22 protein-coding genes and 2 tRNA genes are annotated in these 24,657 nt (G+C 61.8%); 18 read left to right on the forward strand and 6 right to left on the reverse strand.

What is annotated here, in order from left to right; all coding sequences use genetic code 11:
* Nucleotides 1-48 precede the first annotated feature (48 nt).
* From ABIB36_RS13310 to ABIB36_RS13345, 8 genes are all read left to right on the forward strand, one after another.
* A complete protein-coding gene (locus ABIB36_RS13310) occupies nt 49-663 on the forward strand; it encodes an IMPACT family protein (protein ID WP_354561748.1) in 615 nt (204 codons plus the stop codon).
* A 194-nt stretch (nt 664-857) separates the two neighbouring features.
* Nucleotides 858-1,343 (forward strand): single-stranded DNA-binding protein, encoded by a 486-nt coding sequence (locus tag ABIB36_RS13315; protein ID WP_084344824.1) that lies wholly within the window; start codon nt 858-860, stop codon nt 1,341-1,343.
* Between the two features lie 77 nt (nt 1,344-1,420).
* Nucleotides 1,421-2,605 carry a lipase family protein gene (locus ABIB36_RS13320; protein ID WP_354561750.1) on the forward strand — a complete coding sequence of 395 codons (1,185 nt, stop codon included), beginning with the start codon at nt 1,421-1,423 and terminating at the stop codon, nt 2,603-2,605.
* Nucleotides 2,606-2,663: 58 nt separating this feature from the next.
* Nucleotides 2,664-4,343, forward strand: a complete 1,680-nt coding sequence (gene ettA, locus ABIB36_RS13325; protein WP_084344622.1) for an energy-dependent translational throttle protein EttA — start codon at nt 2,664-2,666, stop codon at nt 4,341-4,343.
* A gap of 3 nt (nt 4,344-4,346) precedes the next feature.
* Nucleotides 4,347-4,781, forward strand: a complete 435-nt coding sequence (locus ABIB36_RS13330; RefSeq protein ID WP_354561753.1) for an acyl-CoA thioesterase — start codon at nt 4,347-4,349, stop codon at nt 4,779-4,781.
* 119 nt (nt 4,782-4,900) lie between these two features.
* Nucleotides 4,901-9,757 (forward strand): NAD-glutamate dehydrogenase, encoded by a 4,857-nt coding sequence (locus ABIB36_RS13335; RefSeq protein WP_354561755.1) that lies wholly within the window; start codon nt 4,901-4,903, stop codon nt 9,755-9,757.
* Between the two features lie 53 nt (nt 9,758-9,810).
* Nucleotides 9,811-10,275: an acyl-CoA thioesterase gene (locus tag ABIB36_RS13340; protein ID WP_084344628.1), complete on the forward strand. Its 465-nt coding sequence runs from the start codon at nt 9,811-9,813 to the stop codon at nt 10,273-10,275.
* Nucleotides 10,268-10,954, forward strand: coding sequence for a DUF8010 domain-containing protein (locus ABIB36_RS13345; RefSeq protein WP_084344630.1), 687 nt, complete (start codon nt 10,268-10,270; stop codon nt 10,952-10,954). Before ABIB36_RS13340 ends, ABIB36_RS13345 begins: the two co-directional genes overlap by 8 nt.
* 31 nt (nt 10,955-10,985) lie before the next feature.
* Here ABIB36_RS13345 and ABIB36_RS13350 read toward each other — a convergent pair whose 3' ends face one another.
* Nucleotides 10,986-12,569, reverse strand: a complete 1,584-nt coding sequence (locus ABIB36_RS13350; RefSeq protein WP_354561759.1) for a glycoside hydrolase family 13 protein — start codon at nt 12,567-12,569, stop codon at nt 10,986-10,988.
* Between the two features lie 161 nt (nt 12,570-12,730).
* On the opposite strand from ABIB36_RS13350, the gene ABIB36_RS13355 reads away from it, so the two are divergent.
* Nucleotides 12,731-13,198, forward strand: coding sequence for a cupin domain-containing protein (locus ABIB36_RS13355; RefSeq protein ID WP_354561761.1), 468 nt, complete (start codon nt 12,731-12,733; stop codon nt 13,196-13,198).
* Nucleotides 13,199-13,203: 5 nt separating this feature from the next.
* Here ABIB36_RS13355 and ABIB36_RS13360 read toward each other — a convergent pair whose 3' ends face one another.
* Both ABIB36_RS13360 and ABIB36_RS13365 read right to left on the reverse strand, forming a co-directional pair.
* Nucleotides 13,204-13,599, reverse strand: a complete 396-nt coding sequence (locus tag ABIB36_RS13360) for a globin (protein ID WP_084344636.1) — start codon at nt 13,597-13,599, stop codon at nt 13,204-13,206.
* Between the two features lie 51 nt (nt 13,600-13,650).
* On the reverse strand, nt 13,651-14,529 hold the full coding sequence (locus ABIB36_RS13365; protein WP_084344828.1) for a mechanosensitive ion channel family protein: 879 nt from the start codon (nt 14,527-14,529) through the stop codon (nt 13,651-13,653).
* Nucleotides 14,530-14,816: 287 nt separating this feature from the next.
* Between ABIB36_RS13365 and ABIB36_RS13370 the strand changes: the two genes are divergently transcribed.
* From ABIB36_RS13370 to ABIB36_RS13380, 3 genes are all read left to right on the forward strand, one after another.
* Nucleotides 14,817-15,479, forward strand: coding sequence for an HNH endonuclease (locus ABIB36_RS13370; RefSeq protein WP_354561764.1), 663 nt, complete (start codon nt 14,817-14,819; stop codon nt 15,477-15,479).
* A gap of 62 nt (nt 15,480-15,541) precedes the next feature.
* Nucleotides 15,542-15,793 carry an aa3-type cytochrome oxidase subunit CtaJ gene (gene ctaJ / locus ABIB36_RS13375; protein WP_084344638.1) on the forward strand — a complete coding sequence of 84 codons (252 nt, stop codon included), beginning with the start codon at nt 15,542-15,544 and terminating at the stop codon, nt 15,791-15,793.
* Nucleotides 15,780-16,271 (forward strand): DUF5130 family protein, encoded by a 492-nt coding sequence (locus tag ABIB36_RS13380; RefSeq protein ID WP_084344640.1) that lies wholly within the window; start codon nt 15,780-15,782, stop codon nt 16,269-16,271. Before ctaJ ends, ABIB36_RS13380 begins: the two co-directional genes overlap by 14 nt.
* Before the next feature lie 98 nt (nt 16,272-16,369).
* Here ABIB36_RS13380 and pepN read toward each other — a convergent pair whose 3' ends face one another.
* Nucleotides 16,370-18,943 (reverse strand): aminopeptidase N, encoded by a 2,574-nt coding sequence (gene pepN / locus ABIB36_RS13385; protein WP_143541974.1) that lies wholly within the window; start codon nt 18,941-18,943, stop codon nt 16,370-16,372.
* A 154-nt stretch (nt 18,944-19,097) separates the two neighbouring features.
* Here pepN and ABIB36_RS13390 point away from each other — a divergent pair, with 154 nt between their 5' ends.
* Nucleotides 19,098-19,715, forward strand: a complete 618-nt coding sequence (locus ABIB36_RS13390) for a mycothiol-dependent nitroreductase Rv2466c family protein (RefSeq protein ID WP_143541975.1) — start codon at nt 19,098-19,100, stop codon at nt 19,713-19,715.
* A 54-nt stretch (nt 19,716-19,769) separates the two neighbouring features.
* On the opposite strand, the gene ABIB36_RS13395 is transcribed toward ABIB36_RS13390, so the two are convergent.
* A complete protein-coding gene (locus ABIB36_RS13395) occupies nt 19,770-20,447 on the reverse strand; it encodes a DUF429 domain-containing protein (protein ID WP_256895197.1) in 678 nt (225 codons plus the stop codon).
* 16 nt (nt 20,448-20,463) lie between these two features.
* Between ABIB36_RS13395 and ABIB36_RS13400 the strand changes: the two genes are divergently transcribed.
* From ABIB36_RS13400 to ABIB36_RS13410, 3 genes are all read left to right on the forward strand, one after another.
* Nucleotides 20,464-20,967 (forward strand): ribose-5-phosphate isomerase, encoded by a 504-nt coding sequence (locus ABIB36_RS13400; protein ID WP_084344646.1) that lies wholly within the window; start codon nt 20,464-20,466, stop codon nt 20,965-20,967.
* 2 nt (nt 20,968-20,969) lie between these two features.
* The gene (locus tag ABIB36_RS13405) at nt 20,970-21,767 is read left to right on the forward strand and encodes an Fpg/Nei family DNA glycosylase (protein ID WP_084344648.1); all 798 of its coding nucleotides are present in this window, start codon (nt 20,970-20,972) and stop codon (nt 21,765-21,767) included.
* Between the two features lie 105 nt (nt 21,768-21,872).
* The gene (locus ABIB36_RS13410; protein ID WP_354561771.1) at nt 21,873-22,625 is read left to right on the forward strand and encodes a maleylpyruvate isomerase N-terminal domain-containing protein; all 753 of its coding nucleotides are present in this window, start codon (nt 21,873-21,875) and stop codon (nt 22,623-22,625) included.
* 67 nt (nt 22,626-22,692) lie between these two features.
* Here ABIB36_RS13410 and ABIB36_RS13415 read toward each other — a convergent pair.
* Nucleotides 22,693-22,766, reverse strand: a tRNA-Gly gene (locus tag ABIB36_RS13415).
* Between the two features lie 224 nt (nt 22,767-22,990).
* Between ABIB36_RS13415 and ABIB36_RS13420 the strand changes: the two genes are divergently transcribed.
* Both ABIB36_RS13420 and tig read left to right on the forward strand, forming a co-directional pair.
* Nucleotides 22,991-23,064: transfer RNA gene (locus ABIB36_RS13420), tRNA-Pro, on the forward strand.
* 145 nt (nt 23,065-23,209) lie between these two features.
* Nucleotides 23,210-24,586: a trigger factor gene (gene tig, locus ABIB36_RS13425; protein ID WP_179142123.1), complete on the forward strand. Its 1,377-nt coding sequence runs from the start codon at nt 23,210-23,212 to the stop codon at nt 24,584-24,586.
* Nucleotides 24,587-24,657 lie beyond the last annotated feature (71 nt).

Below are 24,657 nucleotides of genomic sequence, written 5' to 3' on the forward strand. Positions count from 1 at the left end.
CGTCCGCGACCCCCGACTGCGAAGGCGAGGAATGCATTGTTTTTCACTGTGGAACGTCGCGTCGAGGCCCTGATCGAGGTCAAACGATCGAAATTCCTCGCGGTGGTCGAACGCGCAGCGTCGGAAGAAGCAGCGCGAGCAGTGATCGCTACAGCCCGTTCGGCCAATCCTGTTGCTCGACATCACTGTTCGGCATTCATCGTCGGTGACGTGCCAGGTAATCTGATCCTTCGGACGAACGACGACGGGGAACCGAGCGGTACTGCGGGTGGCCCGATGCTCGACGTCCTCCTCGGGCGTGAGATGACCAATGTCGTTGCCGTCGTGACTCGTTGGTTCGGTGGCGTCAAGCTCGGCACCGGCGGGCTGGCCCGGGCCTACGGTGACGCGGTCACGCACGCACTCGAGAACGCCCGACTCCTGCGGCGCGAGCGCCGTGAACTGTTGCAGGTCCAACTGGACTACACAGAGGTCGGCCGAGTCGAATCGGAACTTCGAGCGCGGGGGGTCGGCATCGTGTCCATCGACTATCGCTCTCGCGCGGTGATGACGGTCCAGGTCGAGGACGTCGACGCCGTGATCGGCATGCTGGCCGGGCTGACCGGCGGAACGGCCCGTCCCGAGGTCGTCGGGCACACATATGCAGAGTCCGCGCTCCTCTAACACGCTCGACCGACACACTGACGCCCGAAACCCCGTCGTAAACGGCTGTTGTCCACAACCCGGGCACCTATCCACAGATGTCGATTCCCAGCACATTTCGCCCGCAGCTCACGGCAAAGTCGGTGTTCTCGGATCGGCGCCCGCCGAACCGGATCGTCGAACAGACAGATGACCGAACAGCAAGGGGACGGACGATGTACGAGGCGCAATGTGCGGTTGTAGGGACAGTCATCACCAATCCGATCAAGAGACAGACCGCGTCCGGTGACGAAGTACTGAACTTCCGGATGGCCAGCAATGTGCGACGGCAGGACCGAGCTACCGGTGAATGGGGCGACGGCGGCACGCTCTATCTCGGTGTCACCTGCTGGCGACGGCTCGTCAAGGGCGTCGGCGGATCGCTGATGAAGGGCGACCCGGTGGTGGCCTACGGACAGCTCAGGACGAACGAATACACCACCCGAGACGGCGCCGAACGGTCCGACCTCGAGATGACGGCCAGCGCCGTCGGCCCTGACCTCGCCCGCTGCATCGTCACGATCGAGCGCGCACGACCCGTGGCGGTACCGCAGGAGGAACCGGACGAGACACACGACGAAGGAATCGACACCTTCGACGAGCACGAAGACCTCGACGAAGATGCCGTTTCCGAGCCGATCGAACACGCCGCGGCGGTGTAGCCGAACATCACCCGTGTCGGGCCCGAGCGAAACCCATTCGGGCCCGACAGTTCGTCGTCGATCGCTATCGTTACCGCATGCGGACCGACACACGAGCGTGGACGCGACTGGTATTTCCTATGTTGCTCTCGATCCTGCTGGGCATCGGCGCCGGGGGAGTCGCATCTGCGGACCCGGGGAGGACACAGAATATCGTCGACACCGCGCCGGGAACGGTGGACTTCGTTCAGCCGCTCGCCGCGGAAGCCGGGCTGCCCGGCACAGCCCGAGCCCACCTCCTCACCTACTGGACCATGGGGCCGACGGGTGCGCCCGCGCTCAGTTCAGGAACCGTGTTCGTACCGAACGGTCAAGCCCCCGCTGGTGGATGGCCGGTCATCTCGTGGGCACACGGAACCGTCGGTGTCGGAGATCGCTGCGCGCCGTCGCGTAATCCGTATCAGGGCCGCTACCTGCAGTATCTGAGCCACTGGATCTCCGAGGGATATGCCGTCGTTGCAACCGACTATGCGGGCCTGGGTACGCCCGGGCCGCACGCCTACCTCGAGAAGGCATCGGCCGCACGCAGCGTCATCGACATGGTTCGTGCAGCACGGTCTGTCGAATCGGCACTGTCGGATCGATGGTTGGCGATCGGTCAGTCCCAGGGCGGCCACGCAGTACTGCAAGCCGCTCATATCGCGACGAGTTATGCGCCCGAACTCGACTATCGCGGAGTCGTGGCCACGGGAGCGCCGTCGAACCTCGAATATGCGTTTCAAGTCGGTGGGCCGTGGATTCCGGACCTCGGTTTGGACGGGTTGAACGTGTTCGCGGCTTACGTGCTCGCGGGGCTACGTGAATCGAGGCCTGATCTCGATGTCGACAGCTACCTGACCGACTTCGGGCGCTCCGAAGTAGACAACGTCGAGGCGAACTGCCCGGGGGACCTGCGGCTGCACCACGCATCAGTGGGTGCGATGCTCTCGCGTCCGGTGGCGGGAACCGAGATGTTCGACGCTTTGTCGGAGTATCTCTCGGTACCGGTCGAAGGCTACGACAGGCCGATCTTCCTCGCTCAGGGACTGATCGACACCATGGTGCCTTCCCCGCTGTCGGTTCCACTGGTCGCCGGACTCATAGCGCACGGCGAGGACGTCACGTACGTTCCGTACCTGTATTCGGGCGGTGAATTCGTCGGCCACGAAGGGTCGATGATCGCCTCCATGGTCGACTCGACGCCTTTCGTGCACCGTCTGCTCGACCCTGCACGAATGGGCTAGCTTCCTCTCGGATCGGGCGATGGTGCCCAGACCCGTTCGCACCGATAGGCTTGCGCACATGGCGGAATTCATTTACACCATGAAGAAGGTGCGCAAGGCGCACGGCGACAAGGTCATCCTCGACGACGTAACGATGAGCTTCTACCCAGGAGCGAAGATCGGCGTCGTCGGCCCCAACGGTGCCGGCAAGTCCAGCATTCTCAAGATCATGGCCGGGATCGACCAGCCCGGCAACGGTGAGGCGTTCCTAGCTCCCGGGGCTTCGGTCGGCATCCTCATGCAGGAGCCGGTTCTCGACGACACCAAGACTGTCCGTGAAAACGTCGAGGATGGCCTCGGCGAGACGATGGTGCAGCTCAAGCGCTACAACGAGATCGCCGAGCTCATGGCGACCGACTACTCCGACGAACTCATGGAGGAGATGGGCGAGCTGCAGGAAAAGCTCGACCACGCTGACGCCTGGGAAATCGACTCTCAGCTCGAGCAGGCGATGGATGCTCTCCGTTGCCCGCCGCCCGAGTCGCCCGTCACCAACCTTTCCGGTGGTGAGAAGCGTCGCGTTGCGCTATGCAAGCTACTGCTCAGCAAGCCCGATCTGCTCCTCCTCGACGAACCTACCAACCACCTCGACGCCGAGTCGGTTCTGTGGCTGGAGCAGCATCTCGCTGCATATCCCGGCGCTATCCTCGCCGTCACTCACGATCGTTACTTCCTCGATCATGTGGCGCAGTGGATCTGTGAGGTCGACCGCGGCCGCCTCTACCCGTACGAGGGCAACTACTCCACGTACCTGGAGCAGAAGGCCGCTCGCCTCGAGGTTTCCGGCAAGAAGGACCAGAAGCTACAAAAGCGACTCAAGGACGAACTGGCCTGGGTCCGCTCCGGCGCCAAGGCTCGTCAGGCGAAGAGCAAAGCTCGTCTGGATCGCTACGAAGAGATGGCCATCGAGGCTGAGAAGACTCGTAAGCTCGACTTCGACGAGATCCAGATTCCGGCCCCTCCGCGGCTGGGCGACGTCGTGGTCGAGGTCAAGAACCTCGACAAGGGCTTCGACGGTCGCGTGCTGATCAAGGACCTCTCGTTCACGCTTCCGCGTAACGGAATCGTCGGCGTCATCGGCCCCAACGGTGTCGGTAAGACGACGCTGTTCAAGACCATCGTCGGTCTCGAAGAGCCGGACGGCGGTGAGGTGAAGATCGGTCAGACGGTCAAGCTGAGCTACGTCGACCAGAACCGCAGCGGCATCGACCCGAAGAAGACGGTCTGGGAGACCGTGTCCGACGGACTCGACTTCATCGTGGTCGGCCAGACCGAATTCCCTTCGCGCGCCTACATCAGCTCGTTCGGATTCAAGGGTCACGATCAGCAGAAGGCGGCCGGAGTTCTCTCCGGTGGTGAGCGCAACCGGCTGAACCTGGCAATGACGCTCAAGCAGGGCGGCAACTTGATCCTGCTCGATGAGCCGACCAACGACCTCGACGTCGAGACGCTCGGTTCGCTGGAGAACGCTCTCGAAGAGTTCCCCGGTTGCGCCGTAGTGATCTCGCACGATCGCTGGTTCCTGGACCGGACCTGCACGCACATCCTGGCCTGGGAAGGCGGCTTCGGCGACAACGAAGCTGCTTGGTACTGGTACGAAGGCAACTTCGAAGGCTACGAGGCCAACAAGATCGAGCGACTCGGCGCCGACGCCGCGCGTCCGCACCGCGTCACGCACCGCAAACTGACAAGGGACTGACGCTTGTCCGGGAAGAAGTTCGGGTACAGCCTCCAGGTTCGCTGGAGCGACTCGGATCGACTCGGGCACGTCAACAACACGCGATTCGTCGAATATCTGCAAGAAGCCCGCGCGCACTTCCTCACCGAGTGCATGCAGGCTGCGGAAGGGGCGCGGGGAGGGTCGGTCGTGAGGAAACTTACGGTCGACTTCCTGCGCCCGATCTTCGACGACTCTGGGCCGTTGCAGATCGAGGTGTCGATCTCCCGCATCGGCCGAACCTCTTTCGCCATTCGGCATCTCGTTCGTGACGTCGAGGGCGCCCTGTGTGCCGATGCGGAAGCTGTCATGGTCATGTTCGACCTGAAGGAACAGGCTCCGCGTCCGATAACGGATCGGGAGCGGGCCGTATTCAGCGACTACCTCGACGCGCCCGAAGATCGGTTCGAATCCGAGTAGGTCACTCCGAATCCGATTAGCCCACAAGGGCACCGCCTCGACTTGTTCCCCGATAGGCTCGTGTTGCGGGGCGGCTGTACGGCCGCGCCGGCGATCCTCACAAGGGAGTGGTTCAACACATGCCTGACGCGGCGGGAACAACGGACATCGACTGGTCGAGCGGACTGCCCGCAGAGTTGGTGACTACCTTGTCCGAAGTGAAGGCAGTTTATTTCGCGCACGTCGACACCGATGAGCGCACCGGCCCCGCTGCCGAGGCCGAGGACGCGATCGTCCGTATGCATCTGCAGTTGGCGGCGTGCAGAACTCCCGGGGACGCGAAGATTCGCCTGCACCGCGTCGGCGGGGACGCTACGGGCCGAGCAATTGGGCCTTCGTTGCAGATCGTGACCGACGACATGCCTCTGCTGGTCGAATCAGTTATGTCGCGACTGTCTCGACTCGATGTCGACGTCACCGACATGGTCCACCCCATAGTGGGTGTCGTCAGAGACAACGATGGAAATCTGATCCGTGTGGGACCAGCCAATGACAGTGTCGGCGGGGCCCAGCGGGAGTCCTGGATGCACATTGCGCTGCATCACTCGACGCCCGGCGCTCTTCTCGACGTGCTGGAGGACGAGATCGCCGTCGTTCTCGACGACGTCCGTGTGGTCATCGCCGACACCGAAGCGATGCGTGGGCTTCAAGCTTCGGTGGCCCGTACCCTCGCCGACTCGGCCGAAGGGCGTGACGACGAACGCTCAACCGAGCTTCGAGACGCAGCGAATCTGCTCGGATGGTTGGCCGAAGGTCACTACACTCTGCTCGGCTATCGCCGGTACGACGTGCAACCAGCTCCGGACGGATCGCTGCTGACCCGGTCCGTCTCCGGGAGTGGACTTGGGGTGTTGCGTCAGGATCATGCGCTGGATCGGGAGTCGCCCGATATCAGTGAACGTACCGACCTTCTGACTCTCACACAGGGTTCGAGCCCGGCGACGGTGCATCGCGCCGTGTACCCGTACTTCGTCACGGTGATGGATCGTTCGGCTCCAGAGCTCGGCGAGCATCGCTTCATGGGTGTCTTCACCGTGACGGCGTTGCACGAGAGCGTGCTCGACATTCCCGTCATCGAGCGCCGCGTGCGTTCGATCATCGACCGGGCCGGTTACGATCTCGACTCGTACTCCGGCCAAGCGATGCTCGAAGTGTTGCAATCGATGCCGCGATCGGAGCTGTTCGCCTCCGGCACGGAAGCGCTGTTCGAGAATGCGACTGCGGTGCTCGCTATCGGACGTCGCCGCAAGGTCAAGGTATTTCTACGTGAGGACTCCAACTGCGCTTTCGTTTCGGCGTTGGTCTACCTTCCGCGTGATCGCTACACGACGAGAGTTCGCCTGGCCGTTCAAGATTGCCTGTTGCGCGAACTCGTGGGCTCGGGCATCGACTACACCGCGCGAGTCACCGAGTCCGATATGGCCCTGTTGCACGTCACTATTCGGCGCGAGGATCGGAACCAGGTCGGCACTGATCTCTCTCGAGACAATGTTGCTCGTATCGAGTCACTTCTCACCGAGACGATCAAGACGTGGGAGGACGGGCTTGCGCAGGCGATCCTGGACGACACCAGTGTCGACGCTATCTCGGCTAGTCGGTACACCGATTCGTTCCCAGAGGCCTACAAGCAGGATTTCGGGCCCGAACGTGCCGTGTTCGATATCGCGCGGCTCGAATCTCTTACTGACGGATCGATCGACATGCAGCTCTATCGCAACTCCGATTCCGCAGTCGGAAGCTGGCGGTTCAGTTTGTATATCGGTGGGCGTGGTGTCTCGTTGAGTCAGGTCTTGCCGATCCTGCAGAGTCTCGGAGTCGAGGTCGACGACGAGCGTCCGTACCCGATCGGTCGTCCGGATGAACTGCAATGCTGGATATACGATTTCGGAGTCTCTGCCTCGCGAGAGATGCTGCGTGCAGCGATCGACAGTGATTTGGACTCCGACCTTCCGAGCGCAGGAGCGCTCGATGAAGAAAGCCGGGTGCAGCTGAGATTCACAGACGCATTCACTGCGGTGTGGAACGGACAGGCCGAGGCAGACCGATTCAACGAACTCGTCATGCGCGCTGGACTGAACTGGCGGCAGGCGTACATCCTGCGTGCGTATGCAAAGTACCTGCGGCAGGCCAACTTTCCTTACAGTCAGTTCAATATCGAGGGTGTTCTACTCTCTCATCCGCGGACCGCGCTCTTGCTCGTGACATTGTTCGAGTCTCAATTCGACCCCGAAGGTGCTGCAGAGGAACAGTCAACCGAACTCGACAAAGAATTGCGGGTACTCATCGATCAGGTGGTGAGTCTCGACGCCGACCGGATCCTCCGTGGAATCTTCGAATTGATCCGTGCGACAGTGCGAACCAATTTCTACGTAGTCGATTCCGTCGGCGCACCACGCCAATTTCTGTCCCTCAAGTTCGATCCTCGCTTCATTGCCGAGCTGCCGAAACCGAAGCCGAGGTTCGAAATCTTCGTGTACTCCCCGAGAGTCGAGGGTGTACATCTGCGATTCGGCGCGGTGGCCCGTGGGGGGCTTCGCTGGTCCGATCGACGTGAAGATTATCGCACCGAAGTGCTTGGACTGGCCAAGGCACAGATGGTGAAGAACGCTGTCATCGTGCCGGTCGGCGCCAAAGGTGGCTTCGTCGTCAAGCGCCCGCCGGTAGCGACTGGAGATGCGGCCACGGACCGGACAGCGACGACCGAGGAGGGGCGGGCGTGCTATCGGCTGTTCATCGCCGGTCTACTCGATGTGACCGACAATCTCGATCGGGCGACGGGCGCAGTTCTTCCGCCGGACCGCGTCGTACGTCGCGACGGTGACGACACGTACCTCGTGGTGGCAGCGGACAAGGGGACCGCCTCGTTCTCCGATCTTGCGAATGCGGTTGCCGGTGAGTACGACTTCTGGCTCGGGGACGCGTTCGCGTCGGGCGGGTCGGCAGGCTACGACCACAAGGCGATGGGCATCACCGCACGGGGCGCATGGGAAAGCGTCAAACGTCATTTCCGAGAAATCGGCATCGATACGCAGACAGAGGATTTCACGGTCGTCGGCATCGGAGACATGAGCGGTGACGTGTTCGGAAACGGCATGCTGCTCAGCAAACACATCGGCCTGCTCGCCGCGTTCGATCATCGACACATCTTTCTCGACCCGAACCCGGATCGCGCGGCCGCATTCGCTGAACGTGCCCGACTGTTCGACCTTCCTCGATCGTCCTGGGCCGATTACGATTCGGCACTGATCAGCGACGGCGGTGGCGTGTGGGAACGTACGGTCAAGTCGGTGCCGGTCAGTCCTGCGGCCCGCGTGGCTCTCGGCCTCGACGAGTCGACAACCGAATTGGCGCCACCGGACCTGATCCGCGCAATCCTGAAAGCTCCCGCAGACCTGCTGTGGAACGGTGGAATCGGCACCTACATCAAGGCATCCACCGAGTCGAACTCCGATGTCGGTGACAAGTCCAACGACGCAATCCGGGTGGACGGTAGCGCGATCAGGGCCACCATCGTCGGTGAGGGCGGCAATCTCGGGGCAACCTCGCTCGGACGCATCGAGTACGACATCGCCGGTGGCCGGATCAACACCGACGCGGTGGACAACTCGGCAGGCGTCGATTGTTCCGATCATGAGGTCAACATCAAGATTCTTCTCGATTCGGCTATCGCCGACTGCACCCTCGACCCCGCCGACCGCGACGACCTGCTGGCGTCCATGACCGAGGAGGTGAGCAGGCTGGTGCTGTGGGACAACATCATGCAGAACGAGCTTCTCGGAACCTCCCGCTCGGATGCGCCTGCGCTGCTCACGGTGCACCGACGTGTCATCGAGGACCTCGAGGTGCGCAGCGGATTGGATCGCGAACTCGAGGTACTGCCGTCGGATATCGACATTCGAAAGCGTGCGCAGGACGGGCGAGGTCTGACCTCGCCCGAGCTCGCAACGTTGATGGCCCACGTCAAGCTGGTCCTGGAGAGCGATCTGCTTGCCAGTGAATTGCCGGACAGTGACGTGTTCGCGCCGAGGCTGCCCAAGTATTTTCCGGAGCCGTTACGTGAGAAGTACTCCAACGCGATTACCTCTCATCCGCTGCGGCGCCAACTGGTGGCGACGACGTTGACCAACGAGACCGTCGACCGGGGAGGGATCAGTTTCGTCTATCGACTTGCCGAGGACACCGGGGCGAACGGTACCGATGCGGTGCGCGCATTCGCCGCCGCGACGGAGATCTTCGACCTCGAGGAGCTCTGGCAGGAGATTCGTTCGGCCGACATGTCGACTGCATCGTCCGATGAACTGCTGCTCGAATCCAGACGCGTGCTGGACCGCGTTGCCAGGTGGCTGCTCATCAACCGGCCCCAGCCACTTGCCGTCGGTGCCGAGATCAGCAGGTATGCCTCCAAGGTCCGTTCCCTGAGGAGCCGGGTAGCTGGTTGGATCGACGGGCACCAGGTGCGGGATCTGAACGATCGAGTGGCGGATTCGGTCGAACGGGGCACACCGAAGGAATTGGCGAATTCGGTCTATCAACTGCTGGACGTGTTCTGTTTGCTCGACATCATCGATGTCGCCGACATCACCGAACACGACCTTTCCGAAGTCGCGGAGTTGTACTACGCGTTGGATGCGCACATCGGCATCGATTGGCTGCTGACGTCGGTGTCGAAACTGCCACGTGGCGATCGCTGGCATTCGTTGGCCCGGTTGGCCTTACGCGACGATTTCTACTCCTCACTGCGAGCGATCACCAAAGAGGTCGTACTGGGTGGAGAGCCGCACGAGAGCGCTGCCGAGAAGATCGCAGAATGGGAGGCGATGAATTCATCCAGGCTGACCCGGACACGAACAGCGCTTGCCGAGATCGCGGACTCGGGCACGCTGGATCTTGCCTCACTGTCGGTGGCAGCCCGTCAGGTTCGCAGCATGGTTCCCTGAGCGTTACCGATCGTCCCTGAAACCAGACACCGATACAAGAGAGAGAAACCGACTTGACTGTGCCCAAGAATCATCTGTCGAACGAGCTGGAACCCAAGCAACGAATCGGGTTCCACACCAGCGTCGAGGTTCGTTGGTCGGATATGGATGCCTACCAACACATCAACCATGCCCGCATGGTGACGCTCCTCGAGGAGGCACGTATTCCGTGGCTGCTGGTCGACGGTAAACCTACGGCAAACCTGCGTCACGGTGCTGTCATTGCGGACTTGCATGTTCGATACCGGGGTCAACTACGTCACGAGGACGGCCCGCTGGACGTGTTCATGTGGGTGGACAAGGTCCGAGCGGTGGATTTCGTTGCAGGTTACGAGGTTCGGGCGAAGGGCAAGTCTCTCGACACACCCGCCGCGATCGTTGCGTCGACGCAAATAGCGGCATTCGACATGGATACTCAGGGGCTGCGGAGATTCACAGCCGAAGAGCGGACGTATCTGGAGAGCTGGCAACGTGTTTGAGCGTGTCCTCACTATTCCTGATCCCGTCGAACGCAAGAACCTCGTAGCCTTCCTGGAGAAGGCGGTTCGGCTCGACGAGGCTGCTGTCGTTCGTATGAGAACCCGTGCCGGCGGCCGTGTATCAGTATGGGCTGCAACCGGATTCGATGCACTCGCGGTGAGGGTCATCACGGGAACGATCGTGCCCGACGACACCTCGGCCGCTGCCGATCAACTCGTTGCTGCCCTGGAATCGGCATCCGACGGGGTAGTGGATCCTGGCTTCTCGATGGACTCGGCCTGGCGCGGTGCACTGCCCCCGGACAGCGGTTTTCAGCATGTGGACGACGTTCCGGCACGCGTCCTGATCGACCTTGCTCAGCGGGGTGCAGCCCTGGCCAAGGAGCACGGGAGCAGTCACGGTCCACCGGTATCGCTCCTGGACCAGGAAGTACTGCACGTCGACGGCCCGGGCGGTGATGTGTCGATCGCTATGCGTACGGTGTTCGCTCTTACCGCAATGGGTTTCGTTCCCCATGCGGGTGTGGAACCGTTGACCGTCGACGTCGACCTCACCAGTATCGACGTCGACGAGCTCGTGCGCGTGCGGACCACCAAGGTGTGGTTGCGTCTCGATGCACGCTACGGATCGGTCTTCTGTAGACGCGGGAATCCGTTGTCGCTCAGCGTCGAACGCTGACTTCTGACGGATCAGCCCATTACCAGCGCCGTCAGACGAGCCACGCAGCGGCATCGGCGGGGAGCTGGCCGTCGACGAGCGGCGCGCTCGACATCAGCAGCTCACCGGGTGGAAGTGGAATGGCGGCATCGGTCGCATTGAGGGCGCAGATGAGTCCTCCTTGCCGGCGGAACGCGAGGCAGCCGGGAGGGCTCCCGTACCAATCGACTCCGCTTCCAGAGAATTCGGGTCGCAGCTCACGAAGCTCGAATGCTGTCCGGTAGAAGTTGAGCATCGAATCGACGTCTTCCAACTGTTCCTCGACGGTCAACGGCGCCCAATCGGGTGGAATGGGCAGCCACGTATCCGAGGAGGTGCTGAAACCGAACGGGGGCGCCGGGGACTCCCAGGGCAACGGCACGCGGCAACCGTCGCGGCCCCGTTCTGCATGCCCGGAGCGTTCCCAGACGGGATCTTGAAGAACATCTTCCGGTAGGACGGCGTTCGGTAATCCGAGTTCGGATCCGTTGTAGACGAACACCGTTCCGGGGAGTGCCAACTCCAGGAGCAGCATCGCCCGGGCTCGCCCTGTCCCTCGGATTCCGCCGCCGTATCGGGTCACTTCGCGCTCGATGTCGTGGTTGGACAGCGTCCACGTAGGTGTTCCGTCGACTCGGGCGACCGCGGCGAGCGAGTTGGTGACGGCATCGCGAATTGTTGCGGCATCGAAATCGGCCTCGGCCAAGCGGAAGTTGAATCCGAGATGCAGTTCGTCCGGTCGGAGGTAGTCGCCGAACCTTTCGTTGTCCTGGACCCAGATCTCCCCGATAGTGACCTTGTTCGGGTATTCGTCCATCACTTTGCGGATGCCGCGGTGAATCTCGTGGACACCCTCGTTGTTGAATCGAGGATCGTCGTCGTCGTTCTTCATCAGGGTGTTCAACTCGAGGTTCATGTCGTGCAATTCGGCAGGCTTGGCCATACCGTGCGCGACATCGATGCGGAAACCGTCGACACCTCTATCGAGCCAGAACCGCAGCGTCTTCGCCAGATCTTCGGCCACTTCAGGATTCGTCCAGTTCAGGTCCGGTTGCTCGGGCGCGAAGATGTGGAGATACCACTGCTCCGGACGCCCGTCCGAATCGGTGACGCGAGTCCACGCCGAACCGCCGAAGATGCTGGGCCAGTTGTTCGGCGGCTCGGAGCCGTCCCCTTTACCGTCGCGAAAGATGTAGCGAGCACGCTCAGGGCTTCCCGGCGTGGACTCGAGGGCTGCAATGAACCAGGGATGCTGATCGCTGGTGTGATTCGGCACCAAATCCATCGTGACCTTGATATCGCGAACGTGTGCTTCTTCGATGAGCGCGTCCATGAGGGCCAAGTCGCCGAACAGGGGATCGATATCTCGTGGATCGGAGACGTCGTAACCGTGGTCGGCCATCGGGGAACGCATGACCGGGCTGAGCCACAACGCGTCGACACCCAACAGTTCCAGGTACCCGAGTTTTTCCCTGATGCCACCGAGATCACCCACTCCATCACCGTTGGAGTCGGCGAACGATCGTGGGTAGATCTGGTAGAAGATCGCGTCCTTCCACCAAGTTTCTTCGGGCGCGTGGAGCGTCGGATCGTTCACAACTGGCAAGTGTGCCAAACGAAACCCATTCGTCTCGACCCAGGGAGTGCGATTGGCACGATATCGCAGACCGGAAGCCCGGTTTTCGTGCTCAAACAGTCCTGTTGTCCGAAATGTGCGGTATCTTTCCACCCAGCCGCAATAAAGGAGAGCTCCCCGTAATGACCGAACTGGCTATCGAGGCCGTGCGTTTGAGTGAAGTTCAGTTGAACGCCAGCCCGATCAACCCGGACTGGATCCTTCACGGCGAGCCCGTCGCGCGGTCCGCGGAGTGGACCCGCACACTCGATGGGACTACCACCTTCAATGTCTGGGATTGCACTGCCGGCCGATTCAATTGGTACTTTCACGTCGATGAGATCGTGCACATCATGGACGGATCGGTCACGGTCTCTGCGGAAGGTTCTCCACCACGGACGCTCGCTGCCGGGGACGCGGCACTGTTCCGTGCGGGTACGTGGTCGGAGTGGCACGTATCGGACTACGTCCGAAAGCACGCGATTCTGCGCAGTAGTCTGCCTGCTTCGGTCGCCCGCGCACTCGGGTTGGCACGCAACCTGCGCGGGGCATTGCGCAAGGTCTCGGGGCTCGGACGCGGAGAAAGCGCTCCGATCCCACGAGGCCTGTAACCGGCTCAGAGTGCCGAGTTGACCATGGAGTTCGCTGCCATCTCCATGTAGTCCACCAACTGTGTTCGGTGCGGGTCATCGAGAACGCTGGAGTCGATCGAAGCAATGGCAATGTGCATGCACCGCAACCAAGCATCGCGCTCGATCGGACCGATCTCGAACCCCGCGTGCCGCATGCGTAGCCGCGGATGGCCACGCTCGTCCGAATAGGTGCGAGGGCCGCCCCAGTACTGCTCGAGGAACATACGCATTCGGCGCTCCGCCGGGCCGAGATCCTCTTCCGGGTACAGCGGCCGGACGATCTCGTCGCGCGACACCTCGTCATAGAACACGGCGACGAGTGTTTCGAATGTCGCCGCGCCGCCGACAGCGTCGTAGAACGTCTGCTGCGGTTCGGTCATGGTTGCTCTTTCTCTACTCATACGGTGTGCGGGTCTAGGTCACCAGTATCTCTATACGGTCATGTCGGACTGCATGCCGCCCTGCCGCCCTTGCGGGTACGGGGCTTTCACGCCCGCGTCGTCGAATGCCTGCAGGATTTCTCGATGCACCCGCCGCTGAACCGCCCACTGACGACCGGGACGAGTTTTGACGGTGATTCGAATGGTCACCGTGTCCGCGCTTACCGCGTTCACCCCGAGCATTTCGGGTGCACCGAGTAAGTCGTCCTCGAAATCACCGGATGCAACGACGGCCAGCGTCGCCCTTTCGGCGACTGCGCACGCCTCGTCCAGGTTCGCAGTGTGCGCGACGGGGAGGTCGAGGACGGCGACCGCGAAACCTTGACTCATGTTTCCCACCCGCAGAACCTCACCGTTTCGGCAGTACCAGACGGTGCCGTTGATATCGCGGACGGTGGTCACACGCAGTCCGACACTCTCGACGGTTCCGGTCGCTTCACCGAGATCGACGATGTCACCGACACCGTACTGATCTTCGAGGAGCATGAATATTCCCGACAGAAAGTCTCGGACCAGGTTTTGCGCGCCGAAGCCGAGGGCGACCCCGACGATTCCTGCCGAGGCTATGAACGGTGTGACGTTGATACCGATAACGTCGAGCGCCGACAGAACGAACCACGCCAGAATGACGACGGACACACCGGACTTGAGAACCGAACCGATCGTCTTGGCTCGTTGCCTACGGCGCTCGGCCAGAATCGAACTCTTGAGCGTGGTCGGAGCCCTCTCTCGCAGCGGGCGTAGCACCAACGGGCCCCTGCCCGATTCGCTGGCGGTGCGGTGAGTGAACCGATCGATCAGCTTGTGCAGCACGATCCGAAGCACGATGGCAAGCACCAGATATCCGAGGACCTGCAGGGGCCTGTGCATCAGCCAATCACGGCTTGTCTCGGTCAATTCGACTGCTCGCAAGTCGATCGCGGACGCTGCGATGTCGGGGCGTGGAAGAGAATTGATTACAGACACCCGAAGAGTCTACGGACGTTGTGAGATCTCGCCACCGTGCAGCGAACAGGCAACGAATCCCCTCGAAATTCACCTCGAGGCCACGTTGTTCGTGGACAAAAGGGGTGTGCATGCCGCTCTATTCGTGTTCCACTGTCTTTCGTGTTCCACGCAAGCCATGCGCGGGCGCTGACTCTCCCTGGAGAACACACATGAAGAAGAAGCAACATCGTCACCGACAACTCCAGCCCAGCGATGACCACCACCCTGCAGACCAGCGGGAACGGGCATCCGGGGCGCCCGAATTGCAGTTGGTTTCATCCGAAGAAAGAGATGTAGGCGAGGACAGCCTTCCCGCCTGGGTCAAGCGCCGAGTTCTCCTTCTCAATGCCACATTCGAGCCGCTTACCGCGCTGCCGATGCGTCGAGCCGTGGTTCTTCTCGTCTGTGACAAAGCAGACGTCATCCATGACGATCCAACTGGACCGTTCATCAGATCTGCCGATTTTTCGGTGCAGGTGCCCTCCGTCATCCGCCTACGGACATACGTCCGAGTTCCGTATCGAGCCCGCGTGCCGATGACGCGTGCCGCATTGATGCATCGTGATCGCTTCCGATGCGCGTACTGCGGATCCAAGGCCGAAACCGTCGACCACGTGATTCCTCGCAGCCGCGGGGGAGAACACTCCTGGGAGAATTGCGTCGCGTGCTGCGCGCCGTGCAACCACCGCAAGGCCGACAAAATGCTCGGTGAGCTGGGGTGGACACTCCGAGCGCAACTCGTTCCGCCCAAGGGGCCGCATTGGCGGTTGTTGGCAGGTAACAAGGAACTCGACCCAGCGTGGCTTGCCTACTTGGGCGAGGGCGCGGCCTGACACTCGACACCGAAGGAACCCGGCGTCGACCTGCAGGGAAAAGTCGACTACCGTCTTGTCCTGTGAGCATTCTGGAGACTCTGCTGATATTCGGGGTGATTCCGATCGCGATTGTCGGAATCGTCGGCGCGTTGTCTTTCCTGGCGAAAAGGCAGCCCGGCTTGGACATCACGCCCTACCGCCTGTCCGACACGTGGGTAAATGGCTCAGTGCTGTGGAGCGCAACGGACGAGGTGACGCCACACGGCGGTCACGGCTCGCACGCCGCCGCTACAGCTGACTCGATCGGAGGTTCGGCAAGTGGCAAGTGGTGAATTGACTCGTACGGATGTCGCTGTCACGGATGGCAGTGTCGACAACCTGCCCTACGGTTCGGCACGGACGTCCAGCGGCCGCATTTCTGCGGTCCACCATTTCGGTGACCCGAACCCGAACCAGCTTCCCTTCGCAACTCAGGACCTCGTCGCAATCGACGACGCGCTGACCGAGGCCACTCGCGCAACCCAGATCCGATTCAACATCTATATCGGAGACTTGGGCGAGGATGCGGCCGCAGGCGCGGACGCAGTCTTCCCACGTACCCCCGATGCAGTTCGGTCACTGCTCATCGCAGTCGATCCCATCCGCAAGGCTATCGAGATACGTACCGGTCGTCGCGTATCGGATCGGGCCACCGATCGAGTCGCACAGCTCGGAATCACTGCAGCGGTCGGCCCCTTCCGTGAAGGCAATCTTATCGACGGTCTCGTCAGCTCGGTGCGCGTCATGAGTGCAGCCATCGTCAGCCCGTAATACTGAGCAGGCTAGCCTGGTTTTCCGCCTCGAAACACATGTGCCGTTCGATCGAATCAGTCGATCGAACGGCACATGTGTTCGTTGTCAGGTCTTCGTTACCGGGCGTCGAACTCCCGCGCGGCGAGTGAACGCACGATTCCTGCGCGTCCCTCGATCACCAACCGGTGGAGGGCAGGTGGCAGGTCCCCGCCCAAGAATCGATCCGCTGCCGCGACAGATTCGGCACTGATGGACCACGACGGGTACAGCCCGATGACCACAGTCTGGGCAACCTCGCTCGACCGACGTGCCCACACATCACTGATCGCTCCGAAGTAGCGGTCCACGTACGGTGCGAGCAATTCCGACTGATCGGGTCCGGCGAAACCGCCGATGATCGAGCGCGCGGTGATGTTCGGGACCGTGTCGTCGTCGACAACTGTTGCCCAGGCCTGTTCTTTGACTGCACTGTCGGGCCGAACAGCGCGCGCTGCAGCGGCCGAGCGGGCGCCCGCTGCGGTGTTGTCACGTGCCGCCTCGGCATCAATGACCGGGGATTCGAGACCGGCGTTGTCGATAGCGCCAGCGCCGGCCAGAGCAGAAATCAAGCGCCAGCGGAGGTCGGTGTCGATCTCGAGCCCGTCGAGGCCTTGCCCGCTCACATCGCCGTCGAGAAGTGCCTGCACGAGAACGACGTGGCGCTCGGACAGCGAAGAACCCGTCAGTGAGTTGACGAACGCCAGCTGGTGATCGGAACCGGCGTCAGCGGCGCGGGCGAGCTCGAGTACCAAGTCGGCGAATTCCGGCTGACCATGTTCTTTCGCCCACACTGGGTCCGCGTAGCTGTTGATCGCGGTCTGAGCTTGCAACAACAACCGCTGCACGACGCCGACCTCGGTCTCGGCGGAAATGCCGCGCTGGACGAGTGCGAAGAAGTCGCGGGCCTTCAGTTCGGCTGAGCGTGTCATCTCCCACGCCGCCGACCAGGCCAAGGTCCGGGGGAGTGGTTCGGAGATATCGCCGATGCGCGCGATCAGTGTCGCCAAGGACTCGGAATCGAGACGGACCGAGCAGTACGTGAGGTCGTCGTCGTTGACGAGCACGATCTTGCCCCGTGACACGCCGATCAGGCTCGGGACATCGGTGCGTTCGGCCGCATCCAAGTCGAGCTCGACGCGGTCGGTTCGGACCAGCTTTCCGTCGACATCGTCGTAGATCCCTACCGCGATGCGGTGGATTCGGCGCTCACCGGCACCGGGAGCGGCACCGCTCTGCACGACTGCGAATCGAGTGAACTTGCCGTCGGCATCGACGTCGAAGTCGGGGCTCAGCGTGTTCAACCCGGTGGTACGCAGCCACTGGTTGCCCCAGTCCGACAAGTCGCGGCCCGAGGACTTCTCGAGCGCAGCCAGAAGGTCGGCGAAGGTGGCGTTTGCGAATGCGTGGTCGACGAAGTAGCTGCGGAGACCGGCGAGAAATTCCTCCTTGCCCACGTAGGCAACCAGCTGCTTGAGGACGCTTGCGCCCTTGGCGTAGGTGATGCCGTCGAAATTGACCTCGACCGCGGCGAGGTCGGGGATATCCGCCGCGATCGGGTGTGTGGACGGCAACTGGTCCTGGCGGTACGCCCACGCCTTCTCGACGTTGGCGAACGTCGTCCATGCATTCGTGTACTCGGTCGCCTCGGTCTGGCACAACACCGATGCGAAGGTCGCGAATGATTCGTTGAGCCAGAGGTCATCCCACCACGTCATGGTCACGAGGTCGCCGAACCACATGTGGGCCATCTCGTGCAGGATCGTCTCCGAGCGACGCTCGTAGGAGTAGCGGGTGACCTTGGAACGAAAGACGTAGTCCTCGAGGAACGTCACGGCCCCTGCGTTCTCCATCGCGCCGGCATTGAATTCCGGAACGAACAGCTGGTCGTACTTGCCGAACGCATACGGAGTGCCGAAGTTCGCGTGATAGAAGCCGAAACCCTGCTTGGTTTCGGTGAACAGTCGCTCGACGTCCAGGTGCTCGGCAAGCGAGGCACGGCAGTAGAGACCCAGTGGAATGGTGCCGTGCTCATCGCTGTAGGTGTCGGTCCACTCGGCGTACGGCCCGGCGATCAGGGCGACGAGATACGTGCTCAGTAGCGGCGTCGTCTCGAACGAGTGCTTGCCCGCAGAAGGTTCCGACGCATGGGGAGCGTTGGAGATGATCTTCCAACTCTCGGGAGCAGTGACTTCGAGATCGAAGGTGGCTTTCAGGTCCGGCTGATCGAAGCACGCGAACATCCGTTTGGCGTCCGCTGTCTCGAATTGCGAATACAGGTAGATCGACCCGTCGGAAGGGTCGACGAACCGGTGCAATCCTTCGCCGGTGTGCGAATAGACACAATCGGCCTCGACGACCAGTACATTCTTTTCGGCGAGATTCGTCAGCGCAATTCCGGTCTCCTCGTCGTAGCCGGAGACATCGAGGGCCGATCCATTGAGCGTCGCCGACTTTATTCGGCCTGCCACGATGTCGACGAAGGTCGAGGCGCCCGCGGTGGCGGTGAAGGTAATGGTCGTGGTCGACAGAAACGTCTTCTCGCTGGGATTGCCCGACCCGTCGGTCAGGTCCAGCACAATCGAATACGCCGAACTGCCGACCACAGTGGAGCGTTCGGCCGCTTGGTCGCGAGTCAGGTTGGGAGCAACCACAGAATTGACACCTTCTCGAGTAGGAATGAGTAGTCCCACCATCCCATCACGCCGCGGGTCCGGCATGCTGGTTCAGGCGTCGGCGGAATTCGTGGCAAGCCGCCGCGGTTTGACCCTAGGCAACTCGTGAATCGAACATTCGAAGGAGCGTCACGTGACCGATAGTGCTCAGAAGGACACCGCAGATTTCTGGTTCGACCCACTGTGCCCGTGGTGCTGGATCACCTCGCGGTGGATTCTCGAGGTCGAGAAGGTCCGCGATATCGACGCCAATTTCCACGTGATGAGCCTGGCAGTTCTCAACGAGGGCAGGGACCTGCCCGACGATTACGCCGAGATGATGAAGACGGCATGGGCCCCTGTTCGCGTTGCGATTGCAGCAGCTCGCGCCGAGGGCGATCAGATTCTCTTGCCCCTTTACACCGCGATGGGTACACGGATTCACAACGAGGGCAACAAGAACTTTCCCGAGGTCATCGAGCAGTCTCTCGCGGAGCTCGGACTGCCTGCGGAGTTGGCTACTGCGGCGGACAGTACCGACTACGACGACGACCTACGCACCAGCCATCACGCTGGAATGGACAAGGTGGGGCCCGACGTCGGCACGCCCACCATCCACGTCAACGGTGTCGCATTCTTCGGGCCGGTCCTCTCACGAATTCCGCGCGGAGAAGAGGCAGGCAAGCTGTGGGACGCTTCGGTGATCTTCGCTTCGTACCCGCACTTCTTCGAGCTCAAGAGATCCCGTAACGAGGATCCTCAGTTCGATTAGTCGGACGTGGCCACTGGCGGCTCGGCCGCCAGTGGCAACCGGGACGCGGCCGGGTCAGTAGACGATGCGATCAAGGCCGGTCGCAGCCCCGAAAACCTGATGTTCTCCCCGGCTGTATCGCCACGCCGACCACGTGGCTGCAGCCGCGTCCAACGCGTCGTCGAGCGCGGGGCCTGGCGGTAGCTCGGCGAGACCCACGACAAGATTGTGTGGGTCGATCCAGGTCGACAAGGCCGCCATTCGTTGCCCTGCACCGCGGCCGGTCTTCTTCGACGCGAAAGCAGTCGTCGAGGCCATCGCACGGAACGAAGATTCGGGATGAACCTCCACGACGCGATCGGGATCGAACTCTGCTGCCCGCCACGCCCGCACCGAAGGCAGCAGGTGCCAAGTCTGTTTACTTATCGCCTTGCCCGTGATCCGACGCGAGATTTCGCACGCCTCGCGGTAGTCCTCGGCGTCGAGTACCTCCGACACCGGCGTATGGAAGATCGACGAGCGCGCCGGGCCCAGAAATGCTTTCGCCGCGAGCTCACTGATCCGATACGACTCTTCCGGCATCGACAGCGGCATATCCACCGCGACCACCGAGCATCGGGCAGTCGAGTCGAGAACAGCATCGACACTGCCCGCGACACTCCAGGTGACGACAGCTCCGTCGAAAATCGCGACGACCCATTCGCCCTTGGCTCCGTCGACTCCGGCAACCGTTTTTCCAGCGCGCACTCCCACCTGTCAGACTCTAGGCATGCGCGTATACCTGGGGGCAGACCATGCCGGTCTCGAGTTCAAGAATCAGATCATCGAACATCTCACCGCGAGCGGGCACGATCCCGTCGATTGCGGCGCGTTCGAATACGACGCCGTGGACGACTACCCGGCGTTCTGTATCGACGCCGCTCGCCGCGTAGTCGCCGATCCCGGGAGCCGTGGCCTTGTCCTCGGCGGTTCGGGTAATGGAGAGCAGATCGCAGCGAACAAGGTGCCGGGCGCACGATGCGCATTGGCGTGGAGTGTCGAAACTGCGAAACTGGCGCGCGAACACAACGATGCGCAGCTCATCGGTATCGGTGGGCGCATGCACACACTTCCCGAGGCCCTGGCGATCGTCGACGCTTTCCTCGCCACACCGTTCTCCGGTGAAGAACGTCACCAGCGCCGCGTCGACATCTTGTCCGAGTACGAGCGCAGTGGAGTAGCTCCGGCGGTACCCGGGGGCGAAGCCCTCGGCGGCGATGTGAAGCCTGCGTAACTGTGCCCGAAGGGCACACGCTGCACCGACTGGCTCGGTTGCATCAACGACGGTTCGGCGGGGCGCCGGTCGAGGTGTGCAGTCCTCAGGGACGGTTCACCTCGGGCGCCGCCTTGATCAACGGCCTTGTTCTTCTCGGGGCCGAGGCATGGGGCAAGCACCTTCTTCACCGATACGAATCCGACTTGATCGTGCACATTCATCTCGGCCTGTACGGGAAGTTCACCGAACAGGCCGTGCCGCTGGATGATCCGGTCGGGGCCGTGCGCTTGCGCATGGTGGGGGAGCAGTACGGGACCGACCTGCGCGGCCCGACCGCATGCGAGATATACACCGAGCAGCAAGTCGACGCCCTCAAGGCGCGGCTCGGACCGGACCCCATCCGAAAAGATGCCGACCCCGGACGTGCGTGGGCGCGAATTACGAAGTCGCGCACACCTATCGGAACCCTGCTCATGGATCAGAAGGTCCTCGCGGGAGTGGGCAATGTCTATCGTGCCGAGATTCTTTTTCGCCACGAGATCAATCCGATGCGTCCCGGCAAGGACCTCGGCCATTCCGAATGGGACGCGTTGTGGCTCGACCTGGTCGACCTGATGAACATCGGTGTCCGACGCGGAAAGATCATCACCATTCGGCCGGAAGACGACCACGGTGACGTCGGATACGACGCGAGAAGGCCGCGCTCGTACGTCTATCGCCAGGCGGGGCGTCCATGCCGTGTATGTGGGACCGAGATCCTGCATTCGGTCATGCAGGCGAGAAACCTGTTCTGGTGCCCGGTCTGTCAGGCGAGCTAGAAACCACCTCGATCTCCACCGTCGTCGTGCGGGCAAATCGGACGAGTGCCGGCTATCTGGCGGATAGCCGCGCGGAGGTGTCCTGTGCGAGGGACAATCGCCGCTATGACTTCAGTCCCGCAGTTCGAACTTCTGACCCGTGAGTGCGAGCGCATGGCGTCGCTGACCCATGACGACCTTGCGTTGCCGATTCTGTCGATGCCCGATTGGACCGTGGAAAAGCTGATCCGCCATGTCAGCTTCGTGCACCGCATGGCGGTTGCTGCACTCGAAACACCCGCATCCGAAGGAATGGCGAAAGTTGTTGGAGCCGTTGCCAAGCCGGAGCGTAGACCTCAAGTTCTCGATGACTATCGAGAGTCCGCCGCGCGCATGCTCGCGGCGTATCGAGCGGTAGATCCAACGCAGGAAGTTGCGACGTGGGCCGGGATCGTTTCGGCCGACTATTGGATCAGGAGGCAGCTACACGAGGTGACCGTGCACAGATTCGACGCCCAGGATGCGATTCACGAGTGCGGGGGCCCAGAACCCGAATCGGCGGATCCGGTCGGTGCTGCGGACGCGATCGTCGAGTGGGCGGAGCAGTTTCTCACGAGGTTTCCCGTCGAGAAGGTTCCTGCCGTGGCAGGACGAACGGTTCATTTACACACCGACGACGGTACCGATGCCGAATTGTTCCTCGATTTCACCGGAGACGAGGTCGCAGTGTCTCGCCTACACCGGAAAGGTGATGTGGCGCTGCGTGGTTCAGCGCAGAATCTGATGCTCACTCTCTGGCGTCGACGACCGTTGGATGGCCTTGACATCGTCGGCGATCGTGCTGTGGCGCAGGCGCTCTACGACGGAATACGGATCTGAAAGGAGATTGTGCAGGTTGTAGACACAAAAAAGCCCGGTCCGTGAAGATCAGGACCGGGCTTCTTGCTGGAGCCGATGACGAGAATCGAACTCGCGTAGCCTGTTTGGAAGACAGGGGCTCTACCATTGAGCTACATCGGCATGCGAGCGGCTCGATGGGATCGCCATCTGCGCCGCTTGCGTTATGAGACTCTACCGAACCTCGGTTCGAGATTACAAATTGGCTGGATCGGCTACCTGTGGACGCAGTAACGGTGGCCCGTCGACGACCCCGAATAGTGCATACTGTTCAATGGATCCTGCACCTGCTGTTCCAAGGTCCATGTAATTGCTGTTCAATGGTGCCTGTAGGTTTGTGCAGTAGACGGGGTGTGGCGCAGCTTGGTAGCGCATCCGCTTTGGGAGCGGAGGGTCGCAGGTTCAATTCCTGTCACCCCGACAAGAGAAGCCGGATCCAATGCGGATCCGGCTTCGATCAAGGAATCACCGCCGGGTCGCCCGCTAGTCGGTGGACCAGACATACGGTGATCCAGGCAGACGATGATCCAGACAGCAAGGTAAGACCACCAAAAGGAGCATGTCCCGTGAAGAGCACCGTCGAGCAGCTCAGCCCGACGCGAGTCCGTATCAACGTTGAGGTGCCCTTCGAGGAGCTCAAGCCTGATTTCGACCGCGCCTACAAGGCTCTCGCTCAGCAGATCCGCCTGCCGGGGTTCCGCCCGGGCAAGGCTCCCGCGAAGCTGCTCGAAGCTCGAGTCGGACGAGGGGCAGTGTTGGAGCAGGTCGTCAACGACGCCCTTCCCACTCGCTACTCCGAAGCCGTCTCCGCGGAGAACATCAAGGTCATCGGACAGCCCGATATCGAGATCACCAAGATCGAGGACGGCGAGGAGCTCACTTTCACCGCCGAGGTCGACATCCGTCCCGAGATCGCCCTGCCGGATTACTCGACCATCGACATCACGGTCGATCCTCTCGAAATCTCTGACGAAGCGGTAGACGAGCAGCTGTTGTCGCTGCGTCAGCGCTTCGGCACGTTGACCGGTGTGACTCGTCCCGTGCAGTCCGGAGACTTCGTCTCCATCGACCTGTCGGCGACAGTCGACGGCGAAACCGTCGAAGAGGCTTCGGCCAGCGGCTTGTCCCACGAGGTCGGTTCCGGCCAACTCATCGAAGGCTTGGACGATGCCATCATCGGAGTCTCGGTAGATGAGTCCAAGGATTTCACTTCCACGCTCGTTGCCGGCGAGTTCGCAGGCAAGGAAGCAGTCGTCACGGTCAAGGTCGTCTCCGTCAAGGAGCGCGAACTTCCCGAGGCCGACGACGAGTTCGCACAGCTCGCCAGCGAGTTCGACACCCTCGAAGAGCTGATCGCCGATCTGAAGACTCGCGTCGAACGAGTGAAGAAGGTCGAGCAGGCCGGCCAGATTCGCGACAAGGTACTGGAGACGCTTCTCGAGACCCTCGAGATCCCGGCTCCGGAAGCCGTCGTCAAGGCTGAGGTCGACTCCCAGCTCCACGAGGCCATCCACGGACTCGACCACGACGAAGCCAAGCTTGCCGAGATGTTGGAAGCACAGGGCTCGAGCCGTGAAGAGTTCGACAAGGACGTCAAGGAAGCTGCCGAGAAGTCGGTGCGCACGCAGTTGCTCCTCGATGCCATTGCCGAAGCAGAACAGACTCAGGTCGGTCAGGACGAGCTCACCGAGCGGATCATCTTTCAGGCGCAGCGCTACGGCATCTCGCCCGAGGAGTTCATCCAGCAGGTGCAGCAGGCAAATCAGCTCGGCGCCATCTTCGCCGACGTACGTCGCGGCAAGGCTTTGGCCTCGGTTGTCGACCGTGTCAACGTGACCGACACGGCCGGCGCGACCGTGGACACCGCAGAGCTTTTCGGTAGTCCCGCGGACGAGGAAGAGCCTGCAGCAGGCGATTCTGCCGAGGGTGAACAAGACAAGTAACGCTTACAGCGAACGACGGCGGTTCCGGGACTCCGGAGCCGCCTTCTTTCGTTAGTGTCTGTATCAGGAAC

The sequence above is a fragment of the Rhodococcus sp. UYP9 genome, from assembly GCF_040547235.1.
GTDB lineage: Bacteria > Actinomycetota > Actinomycetes > Mycobacteriales > Mycobacteriaceae > Rhodococcoides.